Annotated in this window: 16 protein-coding genes; 4 read left to right on the top strand and 12 right to left on the bottom strand. The window is 32.8% G+C overall.

Annotation, left to right across the window (positions count from 1 at the left end):
* Nucleotides 1–23: 23 nt before the first annotated feature.
* Complete coding sequence (locus ACFS5J_RS07965) at nt 24–491, top strand: thioredoxin family protein (RefSeq protein WP_379811563.1); 468 nt, start codon at nt 24–26, stop codon at nt 489–491.
* Between the two features lie 2 nt (nt 492–493).
* Here ACFS5J_RS07965 and ACFS5J_RS07960 read toward each other — a convergent pair whose 3' ends face one another.
* Genes ACFS5J_RS07960 through surE form a run of 5 tightly spaced genes read right to left on the bottom strand, consistent with a single transcriptional unit; the run spans nt 494 to nt 5312 of the window.
* Nucleotides 494–2509, bottom strand: a complete 2016-nt coding sequence (locus tag ACFS5J_RS07960) for a ComEC/Rec2 family competence protein (RefSeq protein WP_379811562.1) — start codon at nt 2507–2509, stop codon at nt 494–496.
* A 39-nt stretch (nt 2510–2548) separates the two neighbouring features.
* Nucleotides 2549–3124, bottom strand: a complete 576-nt coding sequence (locus ACFS5J_RS07955; RefSeq protein WP_379811561.1) for a C40 family peptidase — start codon at nt 3122–3124, stop codon at nt 2549–2551.
* A 28-nt stretch (nt 3125–3152) separates the two neighbouring features.
* Complete coding sequence (gene lpxB / locus ACFS5J_RS07950; protein WP_379811560.1) at nt 3153–4268, bottom strand: lipid-A-disaccharide synthase; 1116 nt, start codon at nt 4266–4268, stop codon at nt 3153–3155.
* Nucleotides 4268–4540 (bottom strand): hypothetical protein, encoded by a 273-nt coding sequence (locus ACFS5J_RS07945; protein ID WP_379811559.1) that lies wholly within the window; start codon nt 4538–4540, stop codon nt 4268–4270. Before ACFS5J_RS07945 ends, lpxB begins: the two co-directional genes overlap by 1 nt.
* Nucleotides 4541–4544: 4 nt before the next feature.
* On the bottom strand, nt 4545–5312 hold the full coding sequence (surE, locus tag ACFS5J_RS07940; protein ID WP_379811557.1) for a 5'/3'-nucleotidase SurE: 768 nt from the start codon (nt 5310–5312) through the stop codon (nt 4545–4547).
* A gap of 142 nt (nt 5313–5454) precedes the next feature.
* Between surE and ACFS5J_RS07935 the strand changes: the two genes are divergently transcribed.
* Together ACFS5J_RS07935 and ACFS5J_RS07930 are read left to right on the top strand one after the other, a co-directional pair.
* Entirely contained in the window at nt 5455–7635 is a 2181-nt protein-coding gene (locus ACFS5J_RS07935) for a carboxy terminal-processing peptidase (RefSeq protein WP_379811555.1), read from the top strand.
* A gap of 57 nt (nt 7636–7692) precedes the next feature.
* On the top strand, nt 7693–8469 hold the full coding sequence (locus ACFS5J_RS07930; protein WP_379811554.1) for a DNA/RNA non-specific endonuclease: 777 nt from the start codon (nt 7693–7695) through the stop codon (nt 8467–8469).
* 11 nt (nt 8470–8480) lie between these two features.
* Here the strand turns inward: ACFS5J_RS07930 and rodA are convergent, their stop codons facing one another.
* Genes rodA through purH form a run of 6 tightly spaced genes read right to left on the bottom strand, consistent with a single transcriptional unit; the run spans nt 8481 to nt 15606 of the window.
* The gene (rodA, locus tag ACFS5J_RS07925; RefSeq protein ID WP_379811553.1) at nt 8481–9737 is read right to left on the bottom strand and encodes a rod shape-determining protein RodA; all 1257 of its coding nucleotides are present in this window, start codon (nt 9735–9737) and stop codon (nt 8481–8483) included.
* Nucleotides 9738–9742: 5 nt separating this feature from the next.
* Nucleotides 9743–11656, bottom strand: a complete 1914-nt coding sequence (mrdA, locus tag ACFS5J_RS07920; protein WP_379811552.1) for a penicillin-binding protein 2 — start codon at nt 11654–11656, stop codon at nt 9743–9745.
* Nucleotides 11653–12156 (bottom strand): rod shape-determining protein MreD, encoded by a 504-nt coding sequence (locus tag ACFS5J_RS07915; protein WP_379811551.1) that lies wholly within the window; start codon nt 12154–12156, stop codon nt 11653–11655. The genes mrdA and ACFS5J_RS07915 overlap by 4 nt, the downstream gene beginning before the upstream one ends.
* 1 nt (nt 12157) lies before the next feature.
* Entirely contained in the window at nt 12158–12982 is an 825-nt protein-coding gene (gene mreC / locus ACFS5J_RS07910) for a rod shape-determining protein MreC (RefSeq protein WP_379811550.1), read from the bottom strand.
* Between the two features lie 10 nt (nt 12983–12992).
* On the bottom strand, nt 12993–14021 hold the full coding sequence (locus tag ACFS5J_RS07905; RefSeq protein WP_379811549.1) for a rod shape-determining protein: 1029 nt from the start codon (nt 14019–14021) through the stop codon (nt 12993–12995).
* 58 nt (nt 14022–14079) lie between these two features.
* Entirely contained in the window at nt 14080–15606 is a 1527-nt protein-coding gene (gene purH, locus ACFS5J_RS07900; RefSeq protein ID WP_379811548.1) for a bifunctional phosphoribosylaminoimidazolecarboxamide formyltransferase/IMP cyclohydrolase, read from the bottom strand.
* Nucleotides 15607–15893: 287 nt separating this feature from the next.
* On the opposite strand from purH, the gene ACFS5J_RS07895 reads away from it, so the two are divergent.
* Nucleotides 15894–17147 carry an ABC transporter permease gene (locus ACFS5J_RS07895; RefSeq protein ID WP_379811547.1) on the top strand — a complete coding sequence of 418 codons (1254 nt, stop codon included), beginning with the start codon at nt 15894–15896 and terminating at the stop codon, nt 17145–17147.
* A gap of 50 nt (nt 17148–17197) precedes the next feature.
* On the opposite strand, the gene accD is transcribed toward ACFS5J_RS07895, so the two are convergent.
* Entirely contained in the window at nt 17198–18052 is an 855-nt protein-coding gene (gene accD, locus ACFS5J_RS07890) for an acetyl-CoA carboxylase, carboxyltransferase subunit beta (protein ID WP_379811546.1), read from the bottom strand.
* Nucleotides 18053–18084: the final 32 nt, after the last annotated feature.

The following is an 18084-nucleotide window of genomic DNA, read 5'->3' as shown; positions in this document are numbered from 1 at the left end:
TTTGGAATATAAATAGAAAGATTATGAAAAAAATATTAGCTGTAGCATTTTTATTCTTCATTAGTTTAGGTATAAATGCACAAGAATTAAAATGGCATACCGATGTTTCTGAGGCTGCTAAGCTTTCGTTAGAGCAAAAAAAGCCAATGTTGATGTTCTTTACTGGTTCTGATTGGTGTGGATGGTGTATACGTTTACAGAAAGAAGTTTTGAAGACAGATGATTTTGCTAAATGGGCCGATAAAAATGTGATTTTAGTTGAGCTTGACTACCCTAGAAGAACACCACAAGATCAAGCGGTACGTGAGCAAAACCAAAATATGCAACGCATGTTTAATGTTTCAGGCTACCCAACGGTTTGGTTTGTTAACCCAGAACAAAAAGAGGGTAAAAAAGTTAACCTAGATGCTTTAGGAAGTACAGGTTACGTTAAAGGAGGTCCTGATGCTTGGTTGGCGGTAGCAAATCAAATTTTAACGAATAAGAAATAAGCTTAAGGCTTTAAATTATAGAATCCCTTTTCAGCAGTTGCATGAAAAGGGATTTTTTCTTTCATACATGTTGCTTTCCATTGGTTAATGTAAAAATTCTTATTACTTCTATCGGCGACAATTTGTTTTGGGCTTAGATTTTGAATTAATCGATTTAGATTGATTTTAGGATTTTTTGTTAAGATGATTATATCAGCCTTTTGATTTGATGGTAGAGTAGCAGTGCTATCAATAATCAGTATTTTTTGATTTTGGAATATGTAGATGTTTTTCAATTCTTGTATTTCTGAAGTTTGGATAAAGTTTGATTTTTGGTATGCTGTTATTGGGTAAGTATTTGCAATGCTATCAGTGGTGTGAAATGAGATTTTTGATTCTTGTTTTACTGCTATTAAAGGTTCTTTTGCGTTGAAAACAATGAAATCATGAGTTTTAAATTGTTCATTTTTAGTGATGAGATAGGTTATTTGAAAACTTATTATTCCAACTAGTAACGCTATTATCCATTTTGGTTTGAAATTATGTAATGTTTTTAAGAATAAGAACAGCACTATATAGGATAAGATGCATAAAGTTGTTGAGTAAAATATGTTTGTAATTATCATGGTGTCCCAGTTTGCTATCCATTTGATATAGGAGTTCATGAGATGTATGATAATTTGTAATGCTGCTCCAAATAATTTACTTAGCGGTATAAAGATGTAATTGAGAGGAATTAATATTAAGCCTAAAATTAATACTAGTGTAGCTGTAGGAATGATTACCATATTAGCTATTAAGAATTGCATGGAGAATTGGTTGAAGTATAGAATTGCCAATGGTAATACGCCAATTTGTGCCGCTATTGAGACGTAGTTTAAGTTCACGATATAGCGCATTATTTTGTTTTTTGGGATATAGATTTTTTGGAAAATAGGAGTGAATGCAATAATTGAAAGTACCGCAGTATAACTCATTTGAAAGCCTATTTCAAATAGATAGTTTGGATTGTAAAGTAGTAGAAGGAGTGCTGAAATAGCGATTGTGTTATAAATGTTTTGTGTTTTATTTAGATACTGTCCAATACTGAACAGTGAAAACATTAGGACTGCTCGTGTTACAGAAGCTGACATTCCTGTTAGTAGTGCAAATCCCCATAAACTCAAAAGTGTTACAATTAAAAATAGTAGTTTGCCATTTTTTAGTTTTCTAATTGGCGAAAAGATGAAATTGAGTATGATAAATAACATTCCTACATGTAAACCAGATATGGCAAGTATATGAATGACGCCTGCTCTTGAATAGTTTGTTATGGTTTCGTTATCGAGAAATTGTCTTTGACCAAACAATAATGCGTTTACAATCGCAGTAGTGTTGGTATCCCAATTTAAAGGTTTAAAACTATCAATAAGATTGGTTCTTAGTTTATGGAGGTAGTATTTAAAAGTGGTATGGGTTTTAGTGATTATAAAAGTGTTTTCGGTTAAAAAGACTTCATGGAATATGTTTTGTCGTGCGAGGTATTCTTTATAGTCAAACGTACTTGGGTTAGTATTTTTAGGAATTTCAATTAAATTTGAATAGATGATGACTTCATTACCTGGGACTAACGCTTGATGACTTTTTAAAGGGTTTAAAAGTAATATGTCTCCTTTGACTGCTTTGTTATTTATGGAAAGAAGCGATACTATGTGTTTTGAGTGTTTACTATTTGGTTTGATATTCTCATTAACAATCCCTCTAATGCAATTTCTATTCTGAAAAGTGTATTGTGTATAGTGATAGGGTTTTGTTAGGTCTGAATGATGATAATGGGTTATTTGGCCTAGAGAGAATGCTATTAGTAATGTTGCAATACCATAATGTACTTGTGTTTTGTAATATGTCTTTTTTAAAAGAAAGGCAATTGTGAGTATTACAAAACTAAAAATAGTTAACCCAAAGAGCATGTGTTCTCCCGGTTGTAAATAAGCATTAGCTATACAACCAATGGAGAAAAATACCGTAAAGGGTATTAATGGGAATGCAAAATTTTTCAATTATATTCAAAATAGATGCAACTAAATTTACAAAATTATTTAATTGATAACTCTATTTATTTGCGCAAAAGTTTTACTGTAATATTCGTCTAGTGTTGAAGAAACAATCACACCGCTGCTTGTAGAAGCATGTACAAATGTAATGACATCATCTTCGATGTCTGTTATAATACCAACATGATTTATTTTACTGCGACCGTTTGTTTTGAAAAATATTAAGTCCCCTGGAGTTGCTTTTTTCTTAGAAATTGTTTCGCCATGTTTGGACATATCAATAGCTGTACGCGGTAAAACAATGTTATAGTTACCAAAAGTGCTAAAGACTAAACCGGAGCAATCCATACCTGTTTTGGTTGTTCCTCCTAATCGATATCTAACACCTACAAAATCCAATGCATCTGTTACGATTTTATCATTCAGTGTTGCGTTGGATTTTTTATTTTTTTTAGATTTCTTTTTAGTAGTATCATCATTTATTGAAGGTGTTTTTTTCGAACTATTATAAGCATAAAGTCCTTTTTTTTGAGCTTCTTTTTTTGATGTGACTATGTTAGATTGTGTTTTACAGCTAACTACAAATAAGGTTAAGAGAATTATTAGTATCGATTTTTTCAATGGATAGGCTTTTTGGCTAAAATAAAAATTATTTCTTAAAACTTGAAACAATTAGTTGTGCAGTTTTCGCACTTGCGCCTTCACCACCTAGTTTAGATTCTAGTATATCGTAATTTTTAAGCATTGTTTCACGATTAGGGCCTTCTAAAATTGCTTGAAGCTCTGATTTTAAACGTTTGGTATTAAAATCGTTTTGAATTAACTCCGTTACTACTTTTTGATCCATAATCAAGTTGACTAATGAAATGTATTTTAATGTAATAATCCGCTTTGCAATTTGGTATGAAACCCAACTCCCTTTATAACACACTACTTCGGGAACTTTAAATAAAGCTGTTTCTAATGTTGCGGTACCTGAGGTAACTAAAGCTGCTTTTGCAATACTCAACAAATCATAAGTTTTATTGGAAATAAAATGGACATTTTTGTTGGTTATGAAAGTCTGATAAAATTCATAATCCTGACTTGGAGCACCTGCAATTACAAATTGGTATTCAGGAAAATCGTTAACAACCGATAACATTACCTCTAGCATCTTTGTAATTTCTTGTTTTCGACTTCCTGGTAATAGTGCAATAATAGGCTTTTCGTTTAAGTTGTTTTCTTTACGGAATAGGTTTTCTTCAATTGGTACTCTTGTATGGATAGCATCAATCAGTGGATGTCCAACAAAGTTAACTGGAAATTGGTGTTTGTTTTCGTAGAAATCTTTTTCGAAAGGTAGAATTACATACATGTAATCAACATCTCTTTTAATCGATTTGATTCTGTTTTCTTTCCAAGCCCAAATTTGAGGTGAAATATAATAATGAGTAGGGATATTGTTTTCCTTCGCCCAATTTGCAATGCGCATATTAAAACCTGGGTAATCAATAAAAATGATTGCGTCAGGTTTAAAATTTGAAATATCTTCTTTGCAGATTTTAATATTATTTAAAATGGTTTTTAAATTTAAAACCACTTCCAAAAAACCCATGAAGGCCAAATCACGATAATGTTTTACCAAAGTACCGCCAACATTTTGCATTAAATCGCCACCCCAGAAGCGTAGTTCAGCATTAGGATCTTCCTTTAAAAGGGCTTTCATTAAATTAGCACCGTGTAAATCACCCGATGCCTCACCTGCAATGATATAATATTTCATTATAAAATAAGCGTAATTATGGTTAGTACAAACATGGATAAAATAACACCACGTGCCATTAAGTCTTTGTTTTTCTTGATTAAGAAAAAGAATAAAAGTAAATTAGGGATTGCTCCTAATGTTATAATTTTTCCGATAGATCCATCATTTTTCATATAATTGAATCCTGTTACAAAGTCACTACTAGTAAATAGTTTTAAAACAATAAAGCAACCAATAAAACCACCTAATAAGCCTAGTAATAGGCCAATAAAAATATCTTTTTTATTCATCTTGTTATAAATTCCAATTGTTTAATGTTTGTATGGCATGATGTGCTGTCAAGTCAAATTGAACAGGCACAACCGATATATAACCTTCTTCTAAAGCTCTTTCATCTGTATCATGTCCTTTGTCTTGATTGACAAATTTTCCTGTCAACCAGTAATATTCTTTTCCCTGTGGATTAATGCGTTTGTCAAATTCTTCCATCCACATTGCTTTTGCTTGTCTGCAGACTTTTATTCCTTTTATTGGAGCCTTATTTGTTTTTGGGAAATTAACATTCAATACAACGCCTTCTGGTAATCCTTTTAATAAAACTTCTTCTGCTATTTTTTTAACATAACCCCTTAAAGGTTCTAAGTCGGTTTCCCAGCTATATTCAACATGTGAAAAGCCAATAGCAGGTATCCCTTCTATACCGGCTTCAACTGCAGCACTCATGGTTCCAGAATAAATGACATTGATGGATGAATTTGACCCGTGGTTAATGCCAGAAACACACAAATCGGGTTTGCGTTTTAGTATTTCGCGTACTGCGAGCTTAACACAGTCTACAGGTGTTCCCGAACAACTGTATTCATGTTCAATTTCTGGATCAAGTTTTACCTTGTCAATATGTAAGGTATTGTTGATTGTAATAGCGTGGCCCATAGCGCTTTGAGGGCTGTCAGGGGCAACAACTACAACATCTCCAATTTCTTTCATGACCTCAATGAGTAACCTAATTCCTGGGGAAACTATGCTGTCGTCATTGGTAACAAGTATGAGTGGACGTTCCATTTTTATTTTTTTGCTAAATTAAATAATTTAACCCCTAATGCCATTTTATTTCACAATTTTTAGCTTGTTCTTTAACAAAAAATTATCGTATATTGCGATTAAGTGGCACGGTTTTTACGTAACTTTATTGAAATTTTTTTCAATGTTAAGAATGATTGAATTTATGAAAAGAAACTATAGAATTATTTTGTTGGTGACAGCTTTGTCTGCAGTATTGTGGAGTTTCATGCCCTCAACAAAAAAGAATGACCCTGAGAAAGACAAACTACTTTTGGAGTTGTTGACGTTTGTTCTCGAAAAGGGGCATTATAGTCCTGTGGAAATTAATGATGATTTTTCTAAAGATGTTTATGATAAATATTTGACAGGAATAGATCCAACAAAGCGTTTCTTCTTGCAAAGTGATGTAGATCAGTTTGGGGTTTATCAAACAACTATTGATGACATGATAAAATCAAAAGATCTTACTTTTTTTGATTTAACCTATTCACGTTTGTTGCAACGTATATCAGAATCACGTGCTATCTATAGAGATATTTTATCAAAACCTTTTGATTTTGATAAAGAAGAGATAATCAACGTAGATTATGAAAACCAGCCTTATGCTAAGAATAAATCGGATCTTAAAAATAGATGGCGTAAACAACTAAAATTATCAGTATTGTCTTCTATTACTGATAAATTAAAAGTTGAATCAGACAAGAAAGAGAAAGATCCTTCTTACAAGGAGAAATCATTCAAAGAGATAGAGAAGTCTTCTCGAGAAAATTCTTTGAAATCGTTAAATGATTATTTCGATTTTATTGAGAAAGAATTGGATCGCAATGATTGGTTTTCAATTTTTATCAACTCTATAGTAGAGCAATTTGACCCACATACTTTTTACTTTTCTCCAGATGATAAAGAAAAGTTTGATATCAGTATGAGTGGTAAGTTTGAAGGGATTGGTGCTAAATTACAAAAGAAAAGTGATGCTGTTGAAGTATCAGAATTAATCTCAGGTGGACCAGCTTGGAAAGGTAAAGAATTAGAAGCTGGGGACTTAATTTTAAAAGTTGCGCAAGGTGATGCTGAGCCTATTGAAATAGCAGGTATGCGTTTGGATGATGTAGTTAAGAAGATTAAAGGACCTAAAGGCACTGAGGTTAGATTGACAGTTAAAAAAGTTGACGGAACTATTGCGGTTATTTCTATTATTCGTGACGAAGTTGAAACGGAAGAAACATTTGCAAAATCCTCAACTGTAGAAAAGGATGGTAAAAAATATGGAATTATTTACTTGCCTAAATTTTACATCAGTTTTGATAACAAAGATGAGCGTGATGCCTTTAAAGATGTAGCTTTAGAAATAGAACGTTTGAAAAAAGAAGATATTCAAGGCTTAATAGTTGATTTACGTGGTAATGGTGGAGGATCGTTAGAAACGGTTGTTAATATGACCGGTTTGTTCATTGAGAAAGGACCTGTGGTACAAGTGAAATCGGCTTCTGAAAGGAAAGATGTGTTGTTTGATAAAGACTCTGAAGTGCAATGGGATGGTCCATTGGTAGTTATGGTGGATAATTTCTCTGCATCTGCATCTGAAATTTTTGCTGCTGCAATTCAAGATTACAGAAGAGGGATTGTTATTGGAAGTAAGCATACTTATGGTAAAGGTACAGTGCAAAACGTGATTGACTTGAATCAGTTTGTTCGTGGTAATTCTTTTGGCGATTTAGGGGCATTAAAAACTACAACGCAAAAATTTTATAGAATTAATGGTGGTTCAACTCAGCGTGAAGGAGTTTTAAGTGACATTGTTTTACCAGATCGTTTCGCATATTTGGATATGGGTGAACGTGATGAGAAGAATGCTTTAGCTTGGGATAAAATTGATTCAGCAGATTATAAAACGGTATTCTCTGATTTCAGTGATATTATAGAAAAGAGTAAAGAAAGAGTTTCTATCAGTGATCAATTTAAGCTAATCGATGAAAACGCTAAATGGATTTTTAATCGTAAGGATGAGAATGATTTTAGTTTAAATCTAAAAGAATTCCAAGCTGATCAAAACTTAACAGAGAGTCGTTTGAGAAAATTTAAAGCTATTTCAACTTATTCAAATGGTTTAATATTTAATTCATTGCCTTATGAAAAGGCTATATTCGATAAGGATTCTATTTTAAAAGAAAAAAGAGAACGTTGGCATTCTGATATGAAGAAAGATGTATATATTGATGAAGGTCTTAACATTTTAGGAGATTTGTATTCATCGTTGTATGCTAACAGAATTACTAAGGTTGATAGTAAAAAAAAGAAGAATAAGTTAACACGAATCGATTAATTACCAGCAGTATCAAAGAAGTTTGAATTCTTTGATACTGTAAAAAAATAATAGGTTATGAGTTTTACTCGAATAATAGGGTGCTTAGTAGCACCTTTATTTTTTATATCATGTAAAGAGGTAGTTTTAAATGCTGAATCAAATGAAGTTATTGAAATTTTTCAAGGTGATACAGATTTTAATTTTTTACCAACATCAACAACTAATAATGTTTATCATCATGATGCTTTTGCTTTTTCTTATGCAGAAGAATATGAACAATCAGAATGGGTAGCTTATTATTTGGACTCAAATGATATGTCGAGTGTTGATTTTGAGCGTCCCTATTTTAATCAGGATCCTATTGTAATTACAAAATCTGCAGATTGGAGGAACTTTAAAAAATCGGGTTACAATAAAGGTCATTTGTGTCCTGCGGCTGATCGTAAAAGCAGTTATGAGCTATATGAACAGACTTTTTTTACTTCTAATGTTTCGCCACAGTTATATGATTTTAATGCGGGTATTTGGAACCGAATGGAGCAAAAAGTGCGGTATTGGGCCAAACGTTATGATGGTGTTTATGTTCTAACTGGAGGTGTTTTAAGCGATAATTTGAAAACTATAGGTAAAGAGAAAGTTGCGGTACCAAATTATTTCTATAAGATAGTGTTAACCAAAGATAGAAGTAAGATGATTGGCTTTTTGGTACCACATCAAAAGACAAGTAAAGCAATTTATGAATTTGTTGTATCTGTTGATACAATCGAACAGATGACAGGGATTGACTTCTTTCCAAATTTAGAAGATGCATTAGAAACTAAACTCGAATCTGTTTCAAATGTGAAATTTTAAAAACCAATTTCTTACCACTCGTTTACTTTATTAGCGTCTAGCTTAATAAAAATAAATAGCATAATAGTGAATGCCCATAAACTTGATCCACCATAGGAGAAGAAAGGTAAAGGAACTCCAATTGTAGGGAATAGCTTAATCAGCATGGCTATATTTACAAAGAAATGAGTAAACATATAGGTTGCTACACAATAACCGTAAATTCTACTGAATTTAGTTTTTTGGTTTTCTGCTAAGTATAGAATTCTTAAGAATAAAGTAACAAATAAAAAGATTACCAATACACTGCCCGCAAAGCCCCATTCTTCACCTACTGTTGTAAAGATATAATCGGTATGCTGTTCTGGCACGAATCCTCCTTTTGTTTGTGTTCCCTCAAGATAACCTTTTCCTGTCCACCCACCAGAACCAATAGCAATCATAGATTGGTTTAAGTTGTAGCCTTCATTTTTTAGATCGACGTTGTCTCCAATCAATACATCTATACGGTCTTTTTGGTGTGGTTCTAATACACTATTGTAAACATAGTTTATAGAATAGGAAAAGCCGCATATTAGAGCAAAAATTACTATGTAAACAAATGGGTTACGGGATATTTTTTTATTTTTAAAATAATGAATTAACATTATAATAAAAACTGTTATTATAATGTAAATAGGATTTATTAATAGGGCCAAAAAGAACAAAAGTATGGCTAGAACACCAGATAATATGTACCAAGATGGTAATCCTTCACGGTATAATACAAATATTAATGAGATAAAGATCATTGCACTACCAGCATCGGGTTGCATTAAAATCAATAATATTGGGAGACCAATAATTGCAAAAGCCAATAGCTGATGTCTGAATAATTTTAGATTTATTTGAGAATAACTGAGGTATTTAGCAAGTAGAAGTGCTACACCTGTTTTTACAAATTCAGAAGGTTGAAAACTTAATCCTCCGAATTGATACCAATTGGTTTGTCCTTTGATGGTTTTGCCAAAGACAAATAAGCCTAAGAGTAGTAGGATACCAATACCATAAAACACAAAGGAGAGTCGTTCAAATACCTTTGCATCTACGAATAAAAGGATTAGTATCAACGGAATGCTCAAAAAGATAAAAATCATTTGTCTTCCATAAATTTGAGAAGTGTCAAATACGGAAGTTTCTTCAAGAGGTAATGAGGCAGAATAGATTGTCATCCAGCCTAAGATTACTAAAGTTATATAAAGTAAAAGTGTTATCCAGTCGATTCCACTTCCTACACTTTGGTTTCTCATCGTAATTAATTTTCTACCTCTTCTTTTTTGGCGTTTAACGTTTCTATTGATTTCTGAACTGCGCTTTGCGGTTGTCGTTGATAGATTAAATCTTCTATCTTTCTGTATTCATCTTGTAGGCTACCATTCAACATCCTATTTTCCAAATCATGGCGTGTAATCTTGCCTTTTACATATTTTTCTATCATAAGTGTTGCTATTGGACCAGCCCAACGACTACCCCAATAACCATTTTCAATAAAAACTGCTATGGCTATTTTTGGATTATCCGCTGGTGCAAAAGCCACAAATATGGAGTGGTCTTTTAATTGATGCTTTACACCTGCAACTCTAATAAAATTTTCTGCTGTTCCCGTTTTGCCACAAATTTGTAAACTGTCAACTTTCAAGCTGCTAGCAGTACCTATATTATAAACATCTGCTAAACCTTTAATCACTGGTTCAAAATATTTTGGATCAATGGTTGTCTTGTGTTTAGTGGTGTAATTAGAGTCTATTTTTTGACCTTTAATTGTTTTGACAATGTGCGGTGTATAATAATAGCCTCTATTTGCTACAGCTGCCATCATATTGGCTAACTGAATTGGAGTAGTGGTGATTTCTCCCTGCCCAATAGCATTAGAGATAATTGTCGTACTTCTCCATCCTCCGTTTGGATAGGCTCTTTTATAAGTTTTTGAATTTGGAATAGAACCTTTTCTACCGATTGGCATATCGGTTCCTAAGAATTGGCCTAAGCCAAAACTCTCTACATGATTGGCCCAAATATCTACACTTTCACTAGGTTTTTGATATTTGTCTATGGTTTTTTTGAAAACATTGGCAAAGTAGGTGTTACATGATTGATAAATACCATTGTTTAATCTGGAAACTCCAGCATCATGACATTTCATAAAAGCGCCTCTTCCGTAATAGAAACCATGGTGGCAAACAAAACCGGTGTTTTCGTCAATGACTTCTTCTTGTAAGCCGATTAGACCTGTTATAATTTTGAAAGGTGATCCAGGTGGATATTGAGCTAGTAATCCTCTGTCGTATAATGGTTTAGCAATTGAGTCGTAATAAAGTTCTGTATAGTTTTTTGATCTTTTACGACCAACTAATAAAGCTGGGTCATAGGTAGGAGCAGATACCAATGCTAATATTTCTCCACTATTTGGTTCAATGGCTACAATACCTCCTCGCTTATTTATCATCAACTCTGTGCCATATTTTTGAAGCTCAGCATCTATGGTTAGAGTTAGGTCTTTTCCTTGTTGTGAAATAGTATCAAATTTGCCTTCTTTATACGGGCCTATTACCTTATTGTGTTTATCACGGAGTAAGTATTTTACACCTTTTACTCCGCGTAAAATTTCTTCATATTGTTGTTCAACTCCTTGACGACCTATTAAATCACCACTGTTGTAGTATGGGTTTTGATTAATAATAGCCTCATTCACTTGTGTGATAAAACCAAAGATATTGGCGCCATAATCTACTTGATAGTCTCTTAATGCACGTTTTTGTGTATAGAAACCTTCAAATTTCCGTTCTTTTTCTTGAAAAGCTGCGTATTCTTTTTTATTTAATTGTGGTAAAAATACAGAAGGAAGTCTTGGGCTATATACTTTAGCCTTTTCTATTTTTTTGATAAATTCTTCTTTGGTAATACCTAATAAATTGCAAAAACTCAGCGTGTCAATGTTTTTTATTTCACGAGGCACGACCATGATATCGTACGATGGTTGATTAGCAACCAATAATTTGCCATTTCTGTCGTAGATATACCCTCTTTCAGGAAAGTCAAAAACCTTTTTTATGGCATTGTTTTCTGCTTTAAGTTTTAAGCTTTCATCTACTATTTGTAAATAAAAAATCTTGCTAATTAATATAATAGCTGCTATAATAATTAAGGCAGGTAATAAAGCTTTTCTCATCGCTTACTAGGTTTTATTAGGTAAATAATAAGCACGCTAATAGCAAATGTGAAAACGGTAGTAATTAATACTCTTGAAATTATTGTGAAGAATAAATTTATTCTAAAATATTCTAATGAAAATAAAACCAGATGGTGAGTGAAAATAGATAATAGTAAAAAGGATATTCTCTCTGTTGAAATTCTATCGGCAATTTTTACCGTTTGATATTCATAACTTAGACCAAAAGAAAATTTGAAGAAATTGGGTCTTAAAGTTGCTAGTATTATTGATGAAGCAGTGTGTATTCCACCTGAGTTACAAAAAACATCTAGTAGTAGGCCTAATAAGAAACTTGTTACTAGTAACGTATATTTATTGCCATTCACAGGAAACAAAAGAATAAATAGCACATACGGATAAGGGTTTACATATCCAAACAAATCAATATTATTGAAAATTATGATTTGTAAGAATAAAAGTATAACAAAGCGTAAAGTGTTTAGCAGTACTGTGCTCATGCTATTTTTTTGTTGTTTCGGTTTCTAATTCCTCTTTTTCAGTTCTCTTTTTATTTTCTATTATATAGACATAACCAAGCGCTGTCATGTCGTTAAATAAGCGTATGTTGATTGTGTAATAATTAGTTTTAGTATCAATAAATACGCTTTCAATTTTTCCGATGGGTATGTTTTCTGGGAAAATTTCAGATTCAGAACCGGTGACAATTGAATCTCCTTTTCGTAAAGCAGCTAGCCTAGGTACATCAATTAGTTGAACATAACCTACATTTTTCCCATCCCAAACCAAAGAACCAAAATGATTTGAGTTTTTGATTTTGGCATTTATCCTAGATTTTGTATTTAAAACACTAAGTACAGTAGCGTAATTGTTTGAAGTTTTTTCTATAATTCCAACAATACCTTTGTCGTTAATAACCCCCATATCGGTTGCGATACTGTCTTTTTTGCCACTATTAACCGTTAAATAATTTTCTCTTGTATTAAAAGTGTTTTTGATAATCTTAGATTTATGAACTATAAAGTTTTCCTGATTGTCAAAATTTATTTTTTTAATATCAAGTAAAGTATCTTTTTTATTGTAAAGTATTTGTTTTAGGCGTGCATTTTCTTCTGCCAAGTGATTGTTCATTTCTCTTAAATGAAGATATTCATTTAAGTTGTTAATGTTTTGGTAAACACCACCCGAAATGGCATTGGCAGAATTAATATACTCACTCCTATGATAGGAATGTGTTTTTATTGTGAGCACAAGACTAATGCCCAAAAGCAGCAAAAACAGCAATCTATAGCTGTTTTTTACAAAAAAATTGAGTATTTGCTGCATGTACTATTTTTTATTTGATAAGAATACTTTTAAATCTATTGATGTTCTTTAGTGCAATACCTGTCCCTCTTACAACTGCACGTAATGGATCTTCAGCAATGTAAACGGGTAAATCAGTTTTTAACGAAATTCGTTTATCTAAACCTCTTAACATCGACCCTCCACCAGCAAGGTAGATTCCTGTATTATAGATGTCCGCTGCTAACTCTGGAGGTGTTTGTGATAACGTTTCCATAACCGCATCCTCAATACGTTGAATTGACTTGTCTAAAGCTTTAGCAATTTCTCTATAAGATACGTCTACTTGTTTTGGTTTACCAGTTAATAAGTCACGTCCTTGTACTGACATATCTTCTGGTGGACTTTCTAAGTCTTCTGTTGCAGCTCCTATTTGAATTTTTATTTTTTCAGCAGTAGTTTCACCAACGAATAAATTGTGTTGAGTTCGCATATAATAAATGATATCATTTGTAAAGACATCACCGGCAATTTTTACCGATTTGTCACACACAATACCACCCAATGCAATTACAGCAATTTCAGTAGTACCACCACCGATGTCTACAATCATGTTTCCTTTTGGTTGCATAATGTCTACACCGATACCGATTGCAGCTGCCATAGGTTCATGTATAAGATAAACTTCTTTACCGTTTACACGTTCAGCAGATTCTTTTACAGCTCGCATTTCTACCTCTGTAATACCCGAAGGGATACAGATTACCATACGAAGAGCAGGGGTGAATAATTTTTTCTTTAATGCAGGAATACTTTTGATAAACATACTTATCATTTTCTCCGATGCATCGAAATCAGCAATAACCCCGTCTTTTAAAGGACGTATTGTTTTAATATTTTCATGTGTCTTACCTTGCATCATGTTGGCTTCTTTACCAACAGCGATAATTTTTCCAGAAATCCTATCACGGGCTACAATTGATGGACTATCAATTACAACTTTATCGTTGTGAATGATTAAGGTATTAGCGGTACCAAGGTCAATTGCGATGTCCTCAGTCATGAAATCAAAAAATCCCATATTCTTTTTGTGGGGTTATTGTATTAATATTCTATCTCTTTATACAAATGTAATGAAATTAATGCTTGAAATGACGAGTACCTGTAAATACCATAGCCATATTGTGTTCGTTGCAATAATTTATACTTAGCTCATCTTTAATTGAACCTCCAGGTTGAATAACGGCAGTAATTCCAGCATTGTCTGCAATTTCAACACAATCAGGGAAAGGAAAAAATGCATCACTTGCCATCACTGCACCTTTTAAGTCAAAATTGAATGAGTTTGCTTTTTCAATTGCTTGGCGTAAAGCGTCTACTCTTGAAGTTTGACCTGTTCCAGAAGCACAAAGCTGTTTGTTTTTTGCAAAGACAATAGTGTTTGACTTTGTGTGTTTGCAAATTTTTGAAGCAAATAATAAATCTTCAATCTCAGCTTCTGTTGGAGCTGTATTGGTAACGGTTTTTAAATGCGATTTATTGTCTGTAATGTTGTCTTTATCTTGAACTAAAATTCCGTTTAGGCAAGTACGTACTTGTTTTGTAGGTAATTCTACTTCATTTTGTACTAAAAGTATTCTGTTTTTCTTTTCAACTAATAAAGCTTCCGCATCTGCGTCAAACGAAGATGCAATTATAACTTCGCAGAATAAACTGTGAATTTCTTGAGCAGTTGCTAAATCAATATTTCCGTTTGCAATTAAAACACCACCAAAAGCAGAAGTAGGGTCTCCGGCTAAAGCATCAACATATGCTTCTTTCATAGTGTTTCTAGTTGCTAAACCACATGCGTTGTTGTGTTTTAAAATAGCAAATGTAGGAGCGTCATTCTTAAATTCACTCATTAAATTTACAGCAGCATCTACGTCTAATAAATTATTGTATGATAATTCTTTACCGTTTAATTTGGTAAACATTTTGTCAAACTCACCAAAGAAAAATCCTTTTTGATGTGGGTTTTCTCCATAGCGTAAAACTTGACCATCAGCAATGCTTTCTTTGTAATATGTGTCTTCAGTGTTGAAGTAGTTGAAGATTGCAGTATCGTAATTAGAGGAAACATGGAAGGCTTTAGTAGCTAAAAGTTTTCTTTGTTCTATTGTAGTAGCCCCGTTTCCTTCTGTATAATAGTTTAAAAAAGTAGTGTATTCGTCAACAGATGCAACGATAACCGTATCTTTAAAGTTTTTAGCAGCAGCTCTAATTAATGAAATACCACCAATATCAATTTTTTCAATAATATCGGCTTCACTAGCGCCAGAAGCTACAGTCTTTTCAAATGGGTATAAGTCAACAATAACTAAATCAATTTGCGGAATGTTAAATTCTTCCATTTGTTGTACATCACTTGGATTGTCTTGACGGTTTAAAATTCCTCCAAAAACTTTTGGGTGTAAAGTTTTTACTCGACCTCCTAAAATAGATGGGTAAGAAGTTACGTCTTCAACAGCAACAACTGGAATTCCTAAGTCTTTAATAAATGTTTCAGTTCCACCAGTTGAGTAAATTGTTACATTGTTTTGGTGTAGTGCTTTAACAATTGGTTCTAAACCTGTTTTATCAAACACAGAAATTAAAGCAGATTGAATGTTTTTAGTTGTATTCATTTGTCGTGTTGTTTTAATGTGCAAAAGTAGTTATACTTCTCAAAAGATTCAAACTAATTTGTATGGATTTTAAGAAAATTCATTACTAGAAAAATATGATTTTCAAATGGAATAAAAATGTAGTTGTTTTCTTGTTTTTTATTTGCTATTTCGAAAGTGATCCATTTGTATTCTCATCTCAAAATAATGAATTTCATACTGATAGGCTTTTTGTCAACTTTATCTATCCGTAAATTTCTTGTAACAAATAGCTTCTTTTGTCTACTTATTAGAATATTAATATTGCTATGCTTTTATATTTTCGTTTACTTAGGGAAAGTCTTGCGTTTGCTTTGAATGCTCTTCGGAATAATAAGCTTCGAACTTTGCTTTCTTTATTAGGTGTCACTATCGGTATTTTTTCAATTATTGCTGTACTTGCTGCGGTAGATTCAATGGATAGGAAAATTAAAAGTGACTTAAGTGATATGGATGTAAATACTATCTACTTGATGAAAGGTACCTTCGGTCCATCTGATGTGCCTCGATGGAAAAGAGAGCAGTTTCCTAATGTAACGTACGAAGAATATGAGTTTTTAAAACGTTCTGTAAACAATGTGGATAAAATGTCGTTTAATATTTTTACCAGAAGTGAGAATATCAAATACTTAGATAAAACTGTAAGTTCAATACGCATCAATCCTACAACTCACGAATTTGTAGATATTAATCCAATGAAAATTGAGAGGGGTAGATATTTTAACGAGTCAGAATCGAATTCTGGAAGCGGAGTTATTATAATAGGTAGTGAAGTGGCTAATGGGCTATTTGGTGCGTCTTCAGAGCCTTTAGGGAAGAAAATACGTTTGTATGGGCAGAAGTTTACTGTTATTGGTGTTCTAAAGAAACAAGGCGAGTCTACATTTGGACCTAGCGCTGATGTTTCAGTTTTTATACCAGTGAATTTCTTAAGAAGACTCTATGGTGATAACAATAAAGCTTTAACTCCAGTTGTTGTAATTAAGCCTGTAAAGGGTGTAGATATTGATGCTTTTAAAGCGGAGTTGACGCATAAACTTCGAACTTTCCGAAGTGTGAAACCTGGGGAAATTAATAACTTTTTTATAAACGTTTTATCTGGGTTTACTGACTTTATAGATAATATTGTTGGTCAGATGAATATGATAGGATGGGTGATAAGTGGTTTTTCACTTTTGGTAGGTGGTTTTGGAATTGCTAATATTATGTTTGTTTCGGTTAAAGAACGTACTAATTTAATTGGAATACAAAAGGCACTTGGAGCTAAAAACAAGTTTATATTATTTCAGTTTCTTTTTGAAGCAATTATTCTTTCGGTGATTGGTGGAGTAGTGGGAATGTTTTTGGTTTGGGTTATTGGTTTGGTTCTAACCAATGTGTTGGATTTTGAATTTGTATTAAGTTTGCAGAATATGATATTAGGAGCTGGTTTGGCTGCTTTTATCGGCTTGCTTTCTGGGTTAATACCAGCAATCACTGCTTCTAAATTAGATCCGGTAGAAGCAATTCGAACAGGTATGTAGAGGCGCAATCAAAGTATAAAAAAATCCCATTCATTTGAATGGGATTTTTATTATCGTAAATCTTGATTTAAAATTAAATCAATGTATAAGTTGATTTTGTTTTTTAATTCTTTACGGTGTGCAATGAAGTCTAAGAATCCATGCTCTAGTAAGAATTCAGATGATTGGAAACCTTCTGGTAAATCTTTACCTGTAGTGTCTTTTACAATTCGAGGACCAGCAAAACCAATTAAAGCTCCTGGTTCTCCGATATTGATGTCTCCTAGCATTGCATAAGAAGCAGTTGTGCCACCTGTTGTAGGGTCTGTACAAAGCGAAATGTATGGGATTTTAGCATCTGCTAATTGTGCAAGTTTTACAGAAGTTTTTGCTAACTGCATTAAAGAATAAGCAGCTTCCATCATACGCGCACCACCAGATTTTGAAATCATCACAAATGGAATCTTATTTTGGATAGAATAGTCAATTGCACGTGCAATTTTTTCACCCACTACCGCTCCCATAGAGCCACCAATAAAGGCAAAGTCCATACAAGCAACAACTAAGTCGTTACCTTTTGACTTTCCAACAGCAGTTCTTACAGCGTCTTTAAGTTTTGTTTTTTCAGTTACTTCTTTAAGACGGTCTTTGTATTTTTTAGTGTCTTCAAACTTTAAAGGGTCTTTAGAAGTTATGTTTGCATTTAATTCTTCGTATTCGTTATTGTCGAATAAAATTTCAAAATACTCGTTACTTCCAATTCTAACGTGAAAATCGTCTTCTGGACTTACCCAAAGATTTTTAGCTAACTCTTCTGTATCAACAATTTTTCCTGTTGGAGATTTGTACCATAAACCTTTAGGGACATCTTTTTTATCTTCTGTAGCCGTTTGGATACCTTTTTCTTTTCTTTTAAACCAAGCCATAATTCTTGTTATTATGAGTTAAAATTATTAGG

Origin of the sequence: Flavobacterium chuncheonense (assembly GCF_042686145.1) — a bacterium.
GTDB classification, from domain to species: Bacteria; Bacteroidota; Bacteroidia; order Flavobacteriales; family Flavobacteriaceae; genus Flavobacterium; species Flavobacterium chuncheonense.
This window is presented reverse-complemented; position numbering and strand designations above follow the sequence as displayed.